The sequence below is a fragment of the Arenibacter catalasegens genome, assembly GCF_002909235.1.
GTDB lineage: Bacteria > Bacteroidota > Bacteroidia > Flavobacteriales > Flavobacteriaceae > Arenibacter > Arenibacter catalasegens.
In genome coordinates, this window is sequence record NZ_PHQQ01000018.1 from 1 (window position 1) to 17,053 (window position 17,053).

Annotated in this window: 13 protein-coding genes; 4 read left to right on the forward strand and 9 right to left on the reverse strand. The window is 37.8% G+C overall.

What is annotated here, in order from left to right; all coding sequences use genetic code 11:
- Positions 1-948: 948 nt before the first annotated feature.
- From CWD90_RS14080 to CWD90_RS23645, 4 genes are all read right to left on the reverse strand, one after another.
- Positions 949-1,251: a helix-turn-helix domain-containing protein gene (locus CWD90_RS14080; protein WP_103476718.1), complete on the reverse strand. Its 303-nt coding sequence runs from the start codon at positions 1,249-1,251 to the stop codon at positions 949-951.
- Positions 1,252-1,324: 73 nt separating this feature from the next.
- Entirely contained in the window at positions 1,325-2,056 is a 732-nt protein-coding gene (locus CWD90_RS14085; protein WP_103476719.1) for a hypothetical protein, read from the reverse strand.
- Positions 2,056-3,291: a tyrosine-type recombinase/integrase gene (locus CWD90_RS14090; RefSeq protein WP_103476720.1), complete on the reverse strand. Its 1,236-nt coding sequence runs from the start codon at positions 3,289-3,291 to the stop codon at positions 2,056-2,058. The genes CWD90_RS14085 and CWD90_RS14090 overlap by 1 nt, the downstream gene beginning before the upstream one ends.
- A 647-nt stretch (positions 3,292-3,938) precedes the next feature.
- Entirely contained in the window at positions 3,939-4,025 is an 87-nt protein-coding gene (locus CWD90_RS23645) for a LuxR C-terminal-related transcriptional regulator (protein ID WP_285901353.1), read from the reverse strand.
- Between the two features lie 47 nt (positions 4,026-4,072).
- Between CWD90_RS23645 and CWD90_RS14100 the strand changes: the two genes are divergently transcribed.
- Entirely contained in the window at positions 4,073-4,243 is a 171-nt protein-coding gene (locus CWD90_RS14100) for a YegP family protein (protein WP_103476722.1), read from the forward strand.
- 54 nt (positions 4,244-4,297) lie between these two features.
- Here the strand turns inward: CWD90_RS14100 and CWD90_RS14105 are convergent, their stop codons facing one another.
- Positions 4,298-6,274, reverse strand: a complete 1,977-nt coding sequence (locus CWD90_RS14105) for an aconitate hydratase (protein ID WP_103476723.1) — start codon at positions 6,272-6,274, stop codon at positions 4,298-4,300.
- A gap of 330 nt (positions 6,275-6,604) precedes the next feature.
- On the opposite strand from CWD90_RS14105, the gene CWD90_RS23225 reads away from it, so the two are divergent.
- Entirely contained in the window at positions 6,605-6,748 is a 144-nt protein-coding gene (locus CWD90_RS23225) for a hypothetical protein (protein ID WP_187581497.1), read from the forward strand.
- A gap of 602 nt (positions 6,749-7,350) precedes the next feature.
- On the opposite strand, the gene CWD90_RS14115 is transcribed toward CWD90_RS23225, so the two are convergent.
- The 4 genes from CWD90_RS14115 to CWD90_RS23590 form a co-directional block, all read right to left on the reverse strand.
- Positions 7,351-7,923: a hypothetical protein gene (locus tag CWD90_RS14115; RefSeq protein ID WP_103476725.1), complete on the reverse strand. Its 573-nt coding sequence runs from the start codon at positions 7,921-7,923 to the stop codon at positions 7,351-7,353.
- Positions 7,908-8,111: a rolling circle replication-associated protein gene (locus tag CWD90_RS14120; protein ID WP_103476726.1), complete on the reverse strand. Its 204-nt coding sequence runs from the start codon at positions 8,109-8,111 to the stop codon at positions 7,908-7,910. The genes CWD90_RS14115 and CWD90_RS14120 overlap by 16 nt, the downstream gene beginning before the upstream one ends.
- Before the next feature lie 129 nt (positions 8,112-8,240).
- Positions 8,241-8,483 (reverse strand): PEP/pyruvate-binding domain-containing protein, encoded by a 243-nt coding sequence (locus CWD90_RS23585; RefSeq protein ID WP_157941234.1) that lies wholly within the window; start codon positions 8,481-8,483, stop codon positions 8,241-8,243.
- Positions 8,480-8,722 carry a PEP/pyruvate-binding domain-containing protein gene (locus CWD90_RS23590; RefSeq protein ID WP_205161245.1) on the reverse strand — a complete coding sequence of 81 codons (243 nt, stop codon included), beginning with the start codon at positions 8,720-8,722 and terminating at the stop codon, positions 8,480-8,482. The genes CWD90_RS23585 and CWD90_RS23590 overlap by 4 nt, the downstream gene beginning before the upstream one ends.
- 532 nt (positions 8,723-9,254) lie before the next feature.
- Here CWD90_RS23590 and CWD90_RS14130 point away from each other — a divergent pair.
- Positions 9,255-13,415, forward strand: coding sequence for a hybrid sensor histidine kinase/response regulator transcription factor (locus tag CWD90_RS14130; RefSeq protein WP_103476727.1), 4,161 nt, complete (start codon positions 9,255-9,257; stop codon positions 13,413-13,415).
- A 471-nt stretch (positions 13,416-13,886) separates the two neighbouring features.
- The gene (locus tag CWD90_RS14135) at positions 13,887-17,039 is read left to right on the forward strand and encodes a SusC/RagA family TonB-linked outer membrane protein (RefSeq protein ID WP_103476728.1); all 3,153 of its coding nucleotides are present in this window, start codon (positions 13,887-13,889) and stop codon (positions 17,037-17,039) included.
- The last annotated feature ends 14 nt before the right edge of the window (positions 17,040-17,053 follow it).

Sequence of the window (17,053 nt, forward strand, 5' to 3'; positions counted from 1 at the left end):
TTTTTACAAATAGAATCGACTTTCTTAGTGGTTCACTTTCATCCGGCGAAGGTGGTTCACTTTCACCCGGCGAGGGTGGCTCACTTTAATCCGGCCAGGGTGGTATACTATGACCGTTTTTTGCAATAAATGTCACCACTCTTTTCTATTTTTTTTACGCTTAAGCTTGGGGCAACTTTAAAACGATAGGGGCAAAAATTAAGGAGGGTAGGTTGTTTCATCGGGGACGGGGGGAAAATGCCCGTACAGATAAGTATTTGGTTCCAATTGGGAGACGTCCTTATTTAGGCTCCAAATAGGGACATAATGGGGTAATGTGCCTTGTCATATATCTATCAATGCACGGGCAAGTAATAGGAACATAGATTTGCGGTCCATGTTTTCATTATGCTAGAACAAGGACACGTCTTGATGATGTATTTTCTGCTATAAACTAATAATCGGTAGTTTTCAAAATTGTCAAAATTATGGCAGTGCGGATAAAGTGGAAGTTGGACAATTTGGAAAATTTCTAAGTTTGTATCAATTTAAATGATATGGACAGAGAAGGTTTAAGGGAGGTAAAATGTGTACTTCTTGAAGGGTAGGACGATGTGACAGCAAGGATTAGCGGAGTTCGCGGGAATACTAGCTACTGGGATAAGGTAGTTGAAGATATTAGCTGGGGTTTCTATTAAAACCAGTAAAAGGCCAATTATTAAAGGTGCTACTTTTTAAAGGTTAAAAAAAAAGAAAACTACTCGGTGATGAATGGAGGAATGAAACTGTCCCTTTGGATTCTTCTCATGAAAGCACCCGAACGCCTGTTGTAAACGTTTATGTACTGCCAAGTTGGATGGCTCTTTTTTAGGAACATTGAAAAGCCATTGAGTTTATGGACATAGTTCCATTTTTTGGGTTTAATTCCTTTCTCAAAGAATACGATAACGGAGTAATCATTTTTCTTTTTTAGCATTTTGGCCCCCTTCCATTTTTGGATGTTTGAATCATGTTCAAAGCACCGTTCACCTCTTCCAGTTTATAGAGAACTCTGTTCCCTATTCTGTGGGCTTTGACTATTCCTGTTTTTGTCCAATCGTGAAGAGTAGGTAAGGAGATACAGAGAAGTTTGGCCGTATCTTTTCTTGATAAGAGTTTTAGCCCTTCCTTTTCAGGTTGTGGGTTAAAGTTCTTTAACTTGTTTTCAATAACTTCCTCAACTATTTTTTTGATGTCGGAAAGTTCCAAAGTACTCAACATTAATTTTGCCATTATTTAATTTCATTTGATTAATAATGGAGCAAATATGAATTACGATGGATGCAAATTTTTGATTGTGGTAACCTCAATCAGGTACCCCAAATTTTTCAAGGTCGTTATTTATTTTCAATTTTATGTTTGTATAAACCTTGTTATCAAACACTTCCAGCATTTTAAGAAGATTTTCATTTGATTTTATTTTGTTCTCGTTTTTAGCGGATAACAGTTCATTTATAGCAGTTCTTGTGTTGGAATCGTTTTTATCAATGACTAAACTCAATACGTCTCCCAAGGCCGTTTGATTGTATTTGTTGAAATCCAAACCCAAATAATGAAGGACAAGGATTCTTTGTTTTAATGATAAATCCGATTTACTAATTGATGCTTTTAGAGTAGGACCAATCTTCAATTCTTTTAACCAAATAGTATATTTAGCGAGTTCAAATGCTTGTAATCTTACAGGTTTCAAACCTTCTAAATAACTGTCTATTTCTTCCTGGGTATTATTGTTGGTTGCTTTGCCATCTGAAAGTTGATGTTCTATTTCTTCATATAAATATCCTTCATAATAGTATTTGAAATAAGGAAAATAACCAGTGGGTGGGTAAATCCAATGTGTATTGAATACAGTATTAGGGACAATATCATTATTAGTTAAAAAGTCAACTATATCAGGTCTATAAATATTTTTTCCTTCTGTTTTAAAAAATTCATCAATCTGTTTTAGTTCATCTTCAATTAAGAGACTCTTATTCTTGATTTTCTCATATCTAATATTGAAGATTTCCTGTAATTCTTGGAGCGTTCGTGCTTTCATTAATTGAAAAATGGATGGTTTAATAATTTATCTGCGTTTTGTTCCTGCGTTACCCGGATATATTGCATAAAAGAACGTTCTGTTTTATGTCCTGTTATCTTCATTATAGAAATCGCGGGGATATCTGCCAAAAATAAATTGGTAGCAAAACTTCTTCTTGCCGTATGTGTTGTAACTAAATTGAATTTTTTGACAGCCTCTTTTTTCATGGCACCCCCTTTAGTTATGGTTGTTTCTACTTCACTCTTTAATTGTGCTAAACTTGCGACATCTTTAATATATCTGTTCATAACCTGATTAGTATACGCACTAGGAAGAATATTATTGTATTTCTTCAGGATGTTTTTTACAGTTGGATGTAGTGGAATAGAAACCCTTTCTCCTGTTTTTTGTGTTCTTATTTGAAGCATGGATTTATCGGAAACAATATTTTCAGGTTTAATCTGTGTAAAGTCAGAAAACCTTAATCCTGTATAACATCCAATTAAAAATAAATCCCTTACTTTTTCTAGTCTTGGGCTAGAGGATAAACCTATTTTTTCCATTGCTTTTAATTCATCAATGTTTAAATAAATAGTGTCCGCTTCTTCCCTTAAGGTCTTAAATTTTCGCTTCTTAAATTCTAGGTTTACATTATAACCTCTTTCAGTAGCTTCGTTCATAAAGGATTTAATTGTCTTTATATGTTTGCCAACGGTATTGGCCGAAAGATTGGAATCAACAGCCAAATATGCTGTATACTGATTATAAAACTCCAATGTGATAGATTCAAAATCTACACTCTTGTTTATTTTTGTAGCATATTCTTTTAGATACTTGAAAGTTGTATTGTAGACTTTGATTGTACCTGACTTCTTATTTAATTTACTCTCTTCAATATAGCCCTTAATAAATTCAAAAAAGGTCATTTTATTGGCCTGTAAAATATTGCCTGATAATTCTGCTTCCAGAGCTTTTTTTATAATATCATTGTTGGGCTGTATCCCATCGTTAAGTAATCTTCGAAAGGCATTATTTATGCCATTTTCTAATTTGTCCAAACGAGAGTTAAATTCGGGATATTCTTTAAACTGTTTTGATTCTTTTGCCCTTTGTGCTTTTGGATTCCAAAATTTGGGATTTATCTTCTCCCCTGTCGAATATTTAAACCTCTTGTATTGATAATTATAAAACATATAGACCAATGTTTCTATTTTTGAGGTAGGTTCTTTGAGTATAAATTTTGCTTTTGCCATGAAACAAATATATGTAAAAAATTATAATAGGGGACGAATGCGGGGACGAATAATTTTAATTTGGTTTGATTTTAGCTTGTTTCGGCTTGTTGCAAAACCTCCTATTTATAGGGCTTAAAAGGCTAATATATAATAAAATAGAGTAAAATAGAATCAAATTATCGGGGGTCCAGGTGGGACCACATCAAGCAGAAAACCCACGCCCAAAGCGTGGGTTTTTCATTTCCGGGAAGAAAGCTGGGCTTGCCCGAGCTTTCAACAGGAAATGAAAAAATTGGTTCGCGCCAGCGAAGTGTGGTTTTCAATTTGCAGTAGGGGGCATTCCTGGTCCACGAGCACTGCGAGCTAACCCAGGTGGGACCACAAAGTGGAAACAAAAAGTCCTAGCGAAAGCTAGGACTTTTTTTGTGGAACAAAATCTGGGAGAGAAGTCTATGCCGCAGAAGGCGGTAAGCTATGGGGGACTACAAATACAATTCGTAGATATCTGTTAATCAGTAATATACGGATTTTTTGTTTTCAAAAGAGACAACATTGAGGACAACGTATCTACGAAATTAAGATTTAAGATTTACGTCCAGTCCAAAAAGCAAAAGGAAAACTCCTTTCATTTTACCGTCAAGGGATTTGCGCAAAGTGGTAAAAGCCTAGGTAATATGGCCCTCAACAGATTTCTCAGAAATATTTAAGTACTCTGCGATTTCTATATTGGTAAGGCCTTCTTGTTTGCTCAATATGAAGGCTTGTTTGCTTTTGGTAGGGAGATTCCCGAGATGATAATATGTTTAAAAGAAATACGGCTTCGGACGGCAGTCCTTACTTTAACCTAAAAGCTTCTAATGGACAAGTAATCGGAACAAGTGAAATGTACTCAGCCACTTCCGCCATGGAGACAGGAATAGCTTCGGTAAAGGCCAACGCTGCAAGTGCAATTATCGAAGACAACTCTTGAATCCATTAATTATGCCCATATTTTTTTGACTATTTGAAGTCTGGCCAAGGTGGGTCAACTTTTCGATGAAGTAAGTTTTTCTTTGAAATCGTTGATGACCCCACCTTTCAATAATAACGCTATTTGCCGATCGCTCAAGCTATGTTTTGTTAATATACTTGTTTCATGATTTTTATTTTTGACCTTTAGCTCAATCGGGCGGTTATTTACTATGTTTTCCCTCAAGTTCTTGAATTCAACGAGCGCACCCTGTTCGATAAGCATGTAGTCGTCTGGATTTGCAAATTCCAGTGGAAGAATTCCGAAATTAATAAGATTTTGCCATGCGATTCGGGCATAATCCTTGGCTATGACAGCTATTTGCCCCAAATACTTAGGGGCGATTGCAGCATGTTCCCTGCTACTTCCCTGTGCATAATTCTCTCCTGCTACTACTATATGGCCACCATATTTTTCTTTGGCATCCAAGGCCCTATCATAAAAATTTTCATCTATTACGGAATAGGAGAACTTACTTATTTCGGGAATATTACTTCGAAATGGCAGTACTTCCGCACCGGCCTTCAATATCTCGTCGGTTGAAACATTATCTCCCATTTTTAAAAGTACGGGGACTGTATATTCAGATTTCAACTTTTCCATTACGGGCAACGATTTTATATTAGGACCTTTTTTGAGTTTAACCTCGGCATTGTCCTTGGTTGGCGGTACTAGCATATCAATATTGATGATTTCCAAATCAGGGGATTCGTATTTTGGATATTTCATTCCGAACATTTTTTCAAGATTTCTTGGATCAGTAATTTTTCCGGTCAACGCTGAAGCAGCGGCGGTCTCAGGACTACATAGGTAAACCTGATCGTCCTTTGTTCCCGAACGGTCGGGGAAATTACGTGGCATGGTACGCAGACTGATCGTATTACTTGCCGGAGCTTGGCCCATTCCAATACAACCCATGCATCCAGATTGATGAAATCGAGCGCCTGCTTTGATCAGGTTAGCAAATGTTTTATTCTTGATCATGTTCTGGATAATCTGTCTTGAAGTGGGATTGACATCAAAGGATACCTCAGGATGGATAGACCTATCTTTAACAATAGCTCCTACCATCCAAAAATCCCGAAGTCCAGGATTGGCAGAAGAACCAATAACGACTTGACTAATTTTTTTGCCTTCTACTTCTGATACGGGAACTACATTTCCGGGGCTGGTTGGTAAAGCGATCAAGGGTACGATTTCGTCAAGCACTATCTCATGCTCTAGATCGTAGGAACACCCTTCATCAGCAATGATTTCCATCCAATCATTTTCCCTTCCTTGTGATTTCAGAAAACGCAATGTTTCTTGGTCACTTGGAAAGACCGTTGTCGTAGCCCCAAGCTCAGCTCCCATATTCGCGATTACGTGCCTGTCCATAGCACTTAAATTTTTCAATCCGTCACCATAATACTCAATAATCTTGCCTTTTCCCCCTTTTACATCAAATCGGCGCAGCATTTCTAATATGATATCCTTTGCACTTACCCAATCTTGAAGTTTTCCAACTAGTTTGACACCCATAATCTTTGGCATCTTAACAAAATAAGGCTGCCCGGCTATGGCAGCCGCCACATCCAATCCCCCTGTGCCGATGGCCAGCATTCCAAGAGATCCCGCTGCACAGCTATGGCTATCGGAACCTACTAGGGTCTTTCCGGGAACTCCAAAACGTTCCATATGCACTGGATGACTTACGCCATTGCCCGGTCTACTATACCATAGTCCAAATTTCTGTGCAGCTGAATACAGAAAAAGGTGGTCGTCCGCATTCTTAAAATCGGTTTGTAAGAGATTGTGATCAACATATTGAACCGCTACCTCAGTTTTGGCTCGATCAAGTCCCATCGCCTCCAATTCCAACTGTACCAATGTTCCTGTAGCGTCCTGCAACAGTGCCTGGTCAATTTTTAAACCAATTTCCGAACCTGGAGTCATCTTTCCAACTACAAGATGGGAGCTAATAAGTTTTTGTGCAACATTCAGTGGTTTCATTTAATGATATTTTAAATTAATGGGATATACTTTACAATTAAATCGGACAAGGGGAGACTAGGATGAGGACAAATGCTATAAGGCAAAAGATCTATAGCATATTTTTGATATAAAACAATCTTATCTATAAGATATAGAATTTAAATTGAAAAAAATCAATTAGGGCTTATTTTATTTGGTTTGTTCAATAGAATACGGGGAGGAAGTTTCAATGCTGTCTAGGAGTGATAAATATCTTAAAATAAACGATTTAACAAAGGTTTAGCTGTATTAATTAGATATTCGAAGGCCTAGCCATTACATTGAATATGAACCTTAAAAACAAAAATTATGGGAGTTACACAGGATAAAAGAAAATTTAATAGAAAAGTAGAACAATCAAACCCCACTAATCCAACTGGTGGTACCAGTGTCAAGAATAAGACTTTTGATATTGACAAAAAAACTATAGATGAAAATCAAAGTAAAAAATAGTATTAAAAATATGATATTGTCAAAACAATAGAATTGACGTTAATCTGTCATAGGAGCGGGAAAGATAGATGCAGTCAAACTGCCTTAGTTTTAAAAGGGACTATCCCGCCAACTGTGTAAGTTAAAAATAACAGGGGTTGGACTTTTATCTAAAGTCTGACCCTTTTTTCATACCCGCCTGACTGGACGGGCAGGGATTCTAAGGAACTGATTTAGTATGATGACTCAGTTCCAAGGACTATCTCATAAATGGCTACTTAAAGTAATAACGCTGAGGCCTCGTCCAAAGCGTGGGTTTCTATTTGCCTTAGGGGCAATTCCTGGTCCACGAGCACTGCGAGATAACCCAGGTGGTTCCACGAAGTGGTATCGAAAAGTCTTAGCGAAAGCTAGGACTTTTTTTGTGGAACAAATTCCTATTGAAGAACAGGAAATAGTTCAATTAGGGAAGGCTACAATTTAAGAAGGACAAAGATTTTTAGAAACTAAAGCGAGATGAATTAAGGCGTTTAGTTTAAACTACACTCTGACAAACTAGCTATAATAAATACCGTTTGAAAAATGCTAAACCATATTGTTTTTCATAAATTCCTACAGTTTACTTAAACCTTGATGAATTTATTCCTCTTGTACATATACCAAATAAGAATCAGTAATGTATTTAATATTAAATATGCAAAAGAGGCATTATATGGGTTGAACACTGAAGTATGAACCTCATTAAACAACCATTCTTTGGGACTAATTTTACCACTATTAAATGAAATAAATTGATTTCTGGTTATTAACTGACCAAAAATACCTGCCACAAAATAAGCTGTCAAAGCATTGGTGCCAAAAGCAATAAAAGGTTTTATTCCCTTTGGATATTTTTGAACATCTAGAAACCAAAAGGAGGTAGCAAAACAAATTACAGCTATACCGGAAGTAAATAACACGTAGGATGATATCCACAATCTTGTTATCATTGGAAATTCATAGCTAAATGCCCAACCTAGCATGAGAAATGTACATGCAATTATAAACATCCAAATGAGTTTCACTTCAATTTCAATATCTTTTCTTTCTAGCATATGGCCTATTAAAATACCCATTAATCCAGAAGCTATGGCAGGAATTGTTGTGAAAATCCCTGTTGAATCATATTGTCCATGACTTCCTATATATCCTTCCAATATTTATTGGAAACGATATGGAAATGAATATTGCCCTCAAATTCTGTGTTTTTTGTTTGTCTTTCCGCTACCCACACATATTCAAATTTATTGTCACGTTTTTTTACGTTGTCCAAGAATTTCCGGAGTACGTCAATACCCTGTTTGTCTTCAACTTTGTTCAGAAAAGTCAGGGTTACAAAACTCATTTTCTTATGGCATTGGGTAAAGCAATTAATTTTCTTCTTTATTTTTTGCTTTGAACGCCTAGAGAGGGAACGTAGTTTTATTTTTCCATCATCCTTTTTTGATTTTGGTTTGGGCTTATCCTTATCGGGTTATTTTTTCTTGCGTTGAAGCGCGGAGCCTGAAAATTCATCTTTGGGAACTGCCCCGAACTGTCTGGTGGAAAAAGCTACGCTTGAAGTGCCCAGATCCGAGCGTACCATTTTTTGGACACAAACCGATAATTTTATGAAAAATTGATTAAAACCTCGGGAAGAACGATACGAAATGGTACGGTCCGTATACAAGGATGCAAAACAACTTCTTATGGCGTCAACAGCATTTCTCCACCTCAAATGTTCAGATAAGTGGATTGCCGTCCTGCAAAGGAAGCGTCCGGTAGACCCCTTGCTGTGGCCGAGGAATGCACGACTATATCCGTAGCTTTTTGATCGTAATCCTCGGACAGGACATAATAGGATTCCAAGATCAACTTCTCAACCGAAACAGGAAATTTGCCATTGGAAATCAATTTTCTAATGTTGGACCCCATTTTACGAAGTTGAATAATATCCGTGGTATACCAACCATCCAATGCCGCATTGATTTTCCCTTCAAATTGTTTTCGTCAATGAAAGCATCGTAGGCATCTACTGTCACTGCAAAACAGTTGGGAACTTTGGTGTTTTGCGCGGTTAAATTTTGAATTATTTCACCTATTGAAGCGTTCTAACCACTAAATCTGGGTAAGTCTTCAATGCCAACTTCGCTCAGTTTTAGTATAAGTGTTTAAGAGTATTGTTTAAATGTGAAACCAAAATACCTTGAGAAGTAACAATAATATGGTTCTTCATAATCCCGGAAATATTATCCTTATACTGCTTAGTTTTTTCTAAAAAAAAAGGTTTCTAGTGAACAAACCCATCGCATTCCTTTTTGCCAGTACTTTGTTGGAATAGTTACTTTAATTTTGATGTTGTTGTTAAGCTGGGTTGGAGCATATTGCCAGGAAGATAAAAAAAAACTTCCCATTCATAGTGTAAAGTATAAATTTGTATTGTTATAATTAACTATAGCCAACCAAAGGATGAATTCCGATATACTAATTCTTGATTTGAACCAAGGGTATGAAAGGATATAGAAAACAAAGAGTTATGCTTAATTTTTTGGGAATCGTAGTTCTGACACTTACGGCCCAATTCTCCTTGTATTCCCAAAAGTTTGAAAGATTTTCCAATAAAGAAGGATTTAACCAAAATACAATCAATGCCATTGAACAAGATCGGTACGGATTTTTATGGTATGGCACCCCAAATGGACTAATTAGGTATGATGGTTACGACTTTAAAACCTATACTACCCAAACCAACATCAACGGAAATATCCTTAGCAATGACATTAAGAAATTATTCAATGATGATCAGGGATTATTATGGATCGGCACCAATGTAGGGCTTAATGTTTATATTCCAACACTCGAAAAATTCCTGACGGTTCCACTAAATCGAAAGATCAGTATTAGTAAGATCGGTTCTGGACGCGATGGCAAAATCTGGTTTTCCGGTGAAAATCAACTATTTGTTTGCGAACTTACTGATTTGGATAATGGAGTTTTCAAGGTTTCCGATAATATCCTAAAATCCCAAAGGGACATTCCGAACATAAACGATTTTAGTTTTAGGGATAATAATTTAATGGTTTTGGCTACCTCCATGGGTTTGTGGAATTTATCGCTAAGAGGTAAGTCGTTAGGCGATGATCTGGAAATGAAATCCTTGACTCAATTTAAGGCTTTGGAAAACGAGGCTATTACATCCCTTATAAATAGAAATAATATCTTTTGGATCGGAACTGAAAGAGGGTTGTCTAAGGCCACCCTGGACGGGGATAAAGCTCATATTATATCTAGTTTTAATATTGATAAAAAAATAAACCCCACCAGCTCCGCCATCATTGTAGACGTTATATATGAAGACCATTCTGGTAGTGTTTGGATTGGTACAACGGATAACGGCCTCTTTAAATATTTAGAAGATGAAGGCAGTTTTCAACACTTTTCCTACGACCCCCTCAACACTTTTGGTTTAAGCAGTCAAAATATCAATGCCCTTTTTCAAGATGATTTCAATGTGTTGTGGGTGGGTACGGCACAAGGTGGAATAAATAAGTTAGATCTTACTCAGAAACAATTTATAAGTTACTCCAACAACCCCTATGACAAGCAGTCCTTGGCAGATAATTTATTAACGGCGATACTTGAAGATACAAAGGGAAGATTATGGTTGTCCGGTTACAACAACCCACTTTTCAGAAGTACCACTACCGTAAATGATCAAACCTTCAATTCGCTTCAGTTTGAAAACTTGGAAAATAGATTTCCTATTTCAGATTTGGATATTGTCCGTAGCATTTATGAGGATAATAAAGGATATTTTTGGTTTGGCACGGACAATTCACTAGTTGTTTATAATCCTTCAAATGACCAATTTAAAAAAGTAACATTGGCCAAGGATGGCATCCAACTTTTCAATAAGGAGATTCGAAATATCTGTCAAGTGGGAGAAAATGATGTTCTTCTAGTGGGAAGTCAGTTGACAGTTGTTAAAAACCCATGGCCTATAATTGATAGTTACAAAAACCCAAATATCGAGGTAAAGTCAGTTATTTCCCTGGAAAATGGAGTTGGCCATACGCTTTTAAAGAGGGGCGATGGTTCATTATGGATCGGAACCAAAAAAGGGTTGATATATGCGAGTTATGATGGTAACGAAATTGAAATCCTCCGAACTTTTTCAGATGACAAGAATAACGAATTAAGATTGAGTTATGAAAATGTTTTCTCCCTATATGATGATAACAATGGAAATATCTGGGTAGGTACATTTGGTGGCGGACTGAACAAAATAACTATAGATAGTTCAGGGAAACCTTCTAAGATAGAGTTTTACCGTAAAAATGACGTGCTCCCAGATGATGCCATCTACGGTATTTTGCCAGAGGGGAACAACTATTTATGGTTAAGTTCTGATATGGGATTATTGAGATTTGATCCCAAAGACAGCACCATTGATGTATTTGACGTACGTGATGGCCTCCCCCATAATAATTTTAGACAAGGGGCTTTTTTTAAGGGCAATTCGGGATATTTTTATTTTGGCGGATTAAATGGGCTAACGATTTTTAGGCCCGAAGACATTAAACTGAACGATCAACCTCCCAAGGTTTTGATTACAGACCTTTTAGTAAACAATGAGCGGGTAAGAATTGGGGAAAAACTAAATAATAGGGTAATTCTAGAGAAATCCATTTCAGAGACGACAAGCATAGAAGTAAGCCAAAAGGAACAATTTGTTGCTTTTGATCTGGCCGTGGAGCACACATCTACTCCTTCCAAAAATAAGGTTGCGTATAAACTTGAGGGTTTTAATGAGGATTGGGTAACCGTCAACGAAGGCAAAACCACCGTTACCTATACAAATTTGCCCGCCAGGAGTTATGTGTTCATGGTAAGGTCGGCCAACGGCGATGGAATTTGGAGTACCGAGACCAAAACGTTGAACCTTAAAATATTGCCCCCTTGGTACCTGACATGGTGGAGTTATCTGCTTTTTTCATTGCTTACAGTGGGTATCGGTATCGGGATAGTTTTCTATTTTTCGCGACATGAGAAATTAAAACAACGGTTGAAATTTGAAGAATTGGACAAAGAAAGGGTGCACACCATCAATCAGGGAAAATTTCAGTATTTCACCAATATGTCCCATGAATTTAGAACGCCACTTACATTGATTGCTGGTCCTTTGGAGCGATTGGTCACAAAAAACACAGATCCCGAAAACAACAAATATTTAGCGTTGATCCAGAAAAACACCAAAAGACTTTTAAGCTTGGCAGACCAATTGATTACGTTTCAACAAGCGGAACAAGGGAGACTGAAATTAAATTTAAGGAAAGACACTTTAGGCGCATTTATTAACCCTACTATTGAGGCATTCGAAAATTACGCCATTGAAAAGGATATCAATTTTAGTCATAAAATAAGCTCCCCTGACGAAGAAGTTATTATCGATGTAGAAAAAACTGAACGTATTATCTTCAATCTACTTTCTAACTCCTTTAAGAATACACCACCCTTTGGCACTATTGGCATCGAATCAAAAATAGAATACGAGTCAGGGCAAAAAATGATATATATTGATGTGGTAGATAGTGGCAAGGGAATACCTGAAGAAGATTTAGAAAATATCTTCGAAAGGTTTTATCAATTGGGAAATAGGACCGATAAAGTAAGCGGCGGTGGAATCGGTCTGTCATTTTGCAAATCGTTGGTCAATCTACTCGATGGTAAGATTTCTGCAAAGAGCAACCCTGGGGTAGAAACCCGCTTTTCGGTTTTACTACCTTCCCAATCGATAAAGGGATACGATGAGGAAGAAATTGATTCTTCCAAAAAGTCCTTTGTGGATGACTGGATTCCCCTGTCCTCTAATATTACTGATGCAAACATTACCCTGCCAACGGATAATAGCACCAAAAAGAAATATTCAATTTTACTAGTAGAGAACGAAGTGGATGTACAGACCTTTTTAAAGGGCACTTTGTCGGAAAAATATAATATTGAAGTGGCTAACAATGGGATTGAAGGGTTGGAAAAAATAAAAGGCAACGAACCCGACCTGGTCATTAGCGATGTAATGATGCCCGAGATGGACGGCTTCGAAATGTGCGAGAAAATAAAATCCGATCCCGATCTAAGCCATATTCACGTGTTGCTCTTAACGGCATTGAACGAGCACGAAGATATGATCAAGGGACTCGAATTCGGTGCCGATGAGTACATAGGCAAACCCTTTTCATTAAGACATCTAGAGCTAAGGATCGAAAAATTGATTCAGACCAAAGAACGTTTAAGGGAATATTTTTCAAAGAATAGCAAGCTTCCCAAGGATGCCATCGGAATTTCAACCAGGGACAAGGAATTTTTGAGTGGTACCATTGTCATAATGGAAAAGAATATTTCGGATTCCAATTTTGGCGTTGAAGAGCTCGCCCTGGAAATAGGACTTAGTACCTCGCACTTTTACCGTCGTCTTAAACAACTTACGGGACAGGCTCCAAATGGCTATTTAAGAAATTTTAGATTGCAAAGGGCAGCAGAACTCCTAAGCCTTAATGAAGGCTATAACGTAGCCGAGGTAATGTATCAAATTGGTATCGAATCCAATTCCTATTTTTCCACAGCTTTTAAAAAACTACATGGGGTCTCTCCCTCTGAATTTTCAAAATAAAAAATTGGACCTAATTAGTTTACAAGGTTTTGGAAATTCTGTGATTCTAAAACTCTTGAAAGCTGCCCCCTACAAAAATCTATGCCATTAAACGGAGTCATAGTAGTCCTTTCCGAGCAGGTTATTATAGCCTAAATAGGGTCAATTCTCAATGCTAATCTCATCTAAATGAAGAAATTATTGCCTTTTCGACAGGATATATAAGCGATAATATATTTATAAATGTCTTGAAATCAATAATTTAAATCTTGTTGTTCTGTAATGCAAGTTTTGAGCAAATGATTGGTCGATATGAGCAAGATGTACGGCAAGCTAGTTAGGTATATTTGGTTAAACTCAGACGATGACCTCGGTTGGTTTATTTAAAAATTCATGGAGCAATTAAAGATTCCATTGACTTATAAAACAACAACTATGGTCACGGAAAAGTTAAAACCAACAAGATTTCTTGAATAACTAAAAAAACTTAAAATGAAAAGAAAAAATGAACCAGTGTGTGGTTTTAAACCCGCGCAAAAGGTACTATGGACCACCTTTGTATGTTCCATGGTCATGTTCCTTGCTAATGCCAAAACGGATGTAAATAGGTTTTTTGTGCCTGCAGATTCAATTATAATTGGCATTGAACAGCAAACACAGATAAATGGTAACATAACGGATGCAGATGGTGTTCCCTTGCCAGGGGCCAACATCGTTGAAAAAGGTACCACGAATGGTGTTACGGCCGATTTTGATGGTAATTTCTCAATTGAGGTAGCCGATAATAATGGGACATTGGTAATTTCCTATATTGGATATGCCACCAAAGAAATTCCCCTGAATGGACAAACTACTATTTCTGTTAAGCTGGAAGAAAGTGCTGCAGGATTGGACGAAGTTGTGCTTATAGGGTACGGAACACAAAAGAAAAGCGACCTGACGGGTGCTGTGGGTTCGGTTTCCGCTGAAGAACTTCAGGAACGCCCAGCTGCTTCGCTTACACAATCCTTATCGGGTAAAATGCCAGGAGTAAGCGTTTCGATCAATTCCGGTAGACCAGGAGGGAAGTCGAACATAAGAATCCGTGGAAACTCCTCTGTAAGTTTGGCGAACGACCCATTGTACGTAGTAGACGGAGTCATTCTGGTTTCCACCGGTCTGGCAGACAACAGCACCCCTATAGATTATATTAACCCTAATGATATTGCTTCTGTTGAAGTGCTAAAAGATGCATCGGCCACAGCTATTTATGGCTCGAGGGGAGCCAATGGTGTTGTTTTGGTTACCACCAAGAGAGGAAGTAAATCAGGCGGTAGTATCTCATATGACACCTACTATAGTTTGGGCACACTCTCTAAAAAAGTCGGTGTACTTAATTCAGAAGAATTTTTAATGATCGAGGAGGTTGCCTACCAGAACGCAGAAAAATATGATGCCGTAGGCTTTGCAAACGGTAAATATACCGATCCCGCACTAAAAAGGAACGATCCAAGATTGTTCGATTCTAATGGTGATCCAATTTACGATACGGACTGGCAGGATGAAGTTACCAGGCCGGCCTTTACGCAGAATCACCAACTGTCCTTTACAGGAGGAAACGAGAACGGCAGTTATGGAGCCTTTCTAGGCTATATGAACGAAGAGGGAATTATGAAGGATTCGTGGCTTAAACGATATTCCGGACGTTTTGTGTTCGACTCCAACATTAGAGATTGGTTAAAAGTTGGTGGTAGTCTTAGTTATAATAATCAAACCGAAAGAGTTATTCACGGTTCTTGGGTCGGGAGAAATATGATAGAAAATATTCCTATCATTCCAGTAAAATATCCCGATGGAACTTGGGCAAGCAATGCAGATTACCCCGGCATGGAAGGAGGTCCCAACCCGGTAAGGGTCGCAGAGGATTATAAGAGATACCTGAAAACCAATACCGTCCTCGGAAATATATTCGCCAATGTTACTTTGGCCAAAGGATTGGATCTAAGAACTTCTTTAGGGATTAATAGTATCGACCAAAAAGTTAATGAATATGCCGGTCGAGAACTAAGTTTTATTGGTACAAACACAAATGGATATGCCACCAGATCATTGAACGAGTATTTGTCATGGCAATTTGAAAATTATTTGACCTACCAGAAGAATATAGGCGAAATTCATTCCTTCACTGGTCTATTGGGTATTTCATGGCAACATGTTAACAGTTCCAATTTCAGTGCTGGTTCTCAAAATTTTTCGGATGATTTTTTCAGCTTCGACAATTTAGGTGCAGGCTCTGTGGTTAGGACTCCTAGTTCCAGCGCTTTTGCGTATGGTTTAAATTCTTATTTCGGAAGAATCAACTATGGCCTACTTAATAAATATCTACTTACGGTTACTGGCCGTGTTGATGGATCCTCAAAGTTTGGGGCCACTAATAAATATGCCTTCTTTCCTTCTGCGGCATTGGCCTGGAAGGTTTCCGAGGAAGATTTTATCAAGGATTCCCCAGTAATTTCCAATCTTAAATTGCGTACAAGCTACGGGGTTACAGGTAACTCAGAAATTCCGGCCTATGGGTCACTTTCAGGACTTGGGAACTATGCTTATGTAGTTAATGATGCCATTGTAAATGGGATAGGAATAGACAGGTTGGCCAACCCAAACCTGCAATGGGAGAAGACAGGGCAGGTAGATGCTGGAGTTGAGTTAGGTCTTTTTAATGGAAGAGTTTCCATGGAGGCCGATGTCTACCGAAAATTGACCACCGACATGCTTTTGAATTCTCCGGTGCCGACCAGTAGTGGTTATGCTTCCGTATTCCGCAACATAGGCAGTATGGAAAATAAGGGATTTGAATTTTCTTTGAATACAAAGAATATAATGAACACGGATTTCTCATGGGAAACCGATTTTAATATCGCCATGAATAGAAATAAAGTTGTGGCCCTTTCTGGAGGTAGTGATATATTTTCCAGTAGGACTATAATCAGGGAAGGTGAACCTGTGGGTTCATTCTTTGGATTGGTTCACTTGGGTACCTGGGGTACGGATGAAGAGGCAGAAGCCGCAAAATATTTCAGATTGCCGGGAGACGTGAAAATAGAGGATAGGAATAATGACGGCGTAATCAATCAGGCGGACCGAACAATTATTGGAAAAGGTATACCGGATGGATACGGTAGTTTGATCAATACGTTCCGTTATAAGAATTTTGAATTATTGATCGATTTACAATTCCAATACGGTAACGACATTATGTACATTACTACAAGACCACAAGAAAACCGTCAAGGGATTGCAAATAGCTTATCCACGGTTTTGAACGGTTGGACACCAGATAATCAAGATACGCCAATAGCCCAGTGGAGACCAGTATCGGCCGGCTATGATAACTTGGACACTTCCCACATGATTCAGGATGGGTCTTTCATTCGGGGCAGAAACCTTTTGTTAGGTTACAATTTCTCCTCTGAAATTGTGGAAAAATTGCGATTGAGCAGGCTGAAGATATACACTTCAGCACAAAACTTCTTCGTGAGCACAAAATATCAAGGTTATGATCCTGAGGTGCAAACAAGTGACAATACTTTTGGACAAGGAGAGGTTAATTTTGATCAATACCCCAAGCCTAGAGTTTTTATGATTGGGTTGAATGCAACATTCTAATTAAAAAATGACAA

What these genes read in the sequence shown, in the direction of transcription:
- CWD90_RS14090 (WP_103476720.1), bottom strand. Translation starts at nt 3,291, where the DNA reads ATGGCAAAAGCAAAATTTATACTCAAAGAACCTACCTCAAAAATAGAA.
- CWD90_RS14085 (WP_103476719.1), bottom strand. Translation starts at nt 2,056, where the DNA reads ATGAAAGCACGAACGCTCCAAGAATTACAGGAAATCTTCAATATTAGA.
- CWD90_RS14105 (WP_103476723.1), bottom strand. Translation starts at nt 6,274, where the DNA reads ATGAAACCACTGAATGTTGCACAAAAACTTATTAGCTCCCATCTTGTA.
- CWD90_RS14120 (WP_103476726.1), bottom strand. Translation starts at nt 8,111, where the DNA reads ATGAGTTTTGTAACCCTGACTTTTCTGAACAAAGTTGAAGACAAACAG.
- CWD90_RS14130 (WP_103476727.1), top strand. Translation starts at nt 9,255, where the DNA reads ATGAAAGGATATAGAAAACAAAGAGTTATGCTTAATTTTTTGGGAATC.
- CWD90_RS14135 (WP_103476728.1), top strand. Translation starts at nt 13,887, where the DNA reads ATGAAAAGAAAAAATGAACCAGTGTGTGGTTTTAAACCCGCGCAAAAG.
- CWD90_RS14100 (WP_103476722.1), top strand. Translation starts at nt 4,073, where the DNA reads ATGTTTAAAAGAAATACGGCTTCGGACGGCAGTCCTTACTTTAACCTA.
- CWD90_RS23225 (WP_187581497.1), top strand. Translation starts at nt 6,605, where the DNA reads ATGGGAGTTACACAGGATAAAAGAAAATTTAATAGAAAAGTAGAACAA.
- CWD90_RS14080 (WP_103476718.1), bottom strand. Translation starts at nt 1,251, where the DNA reads ATGGCAAAATTAATGTTGAGTACTTTGGAACTTTCCGACATCAAAAAA.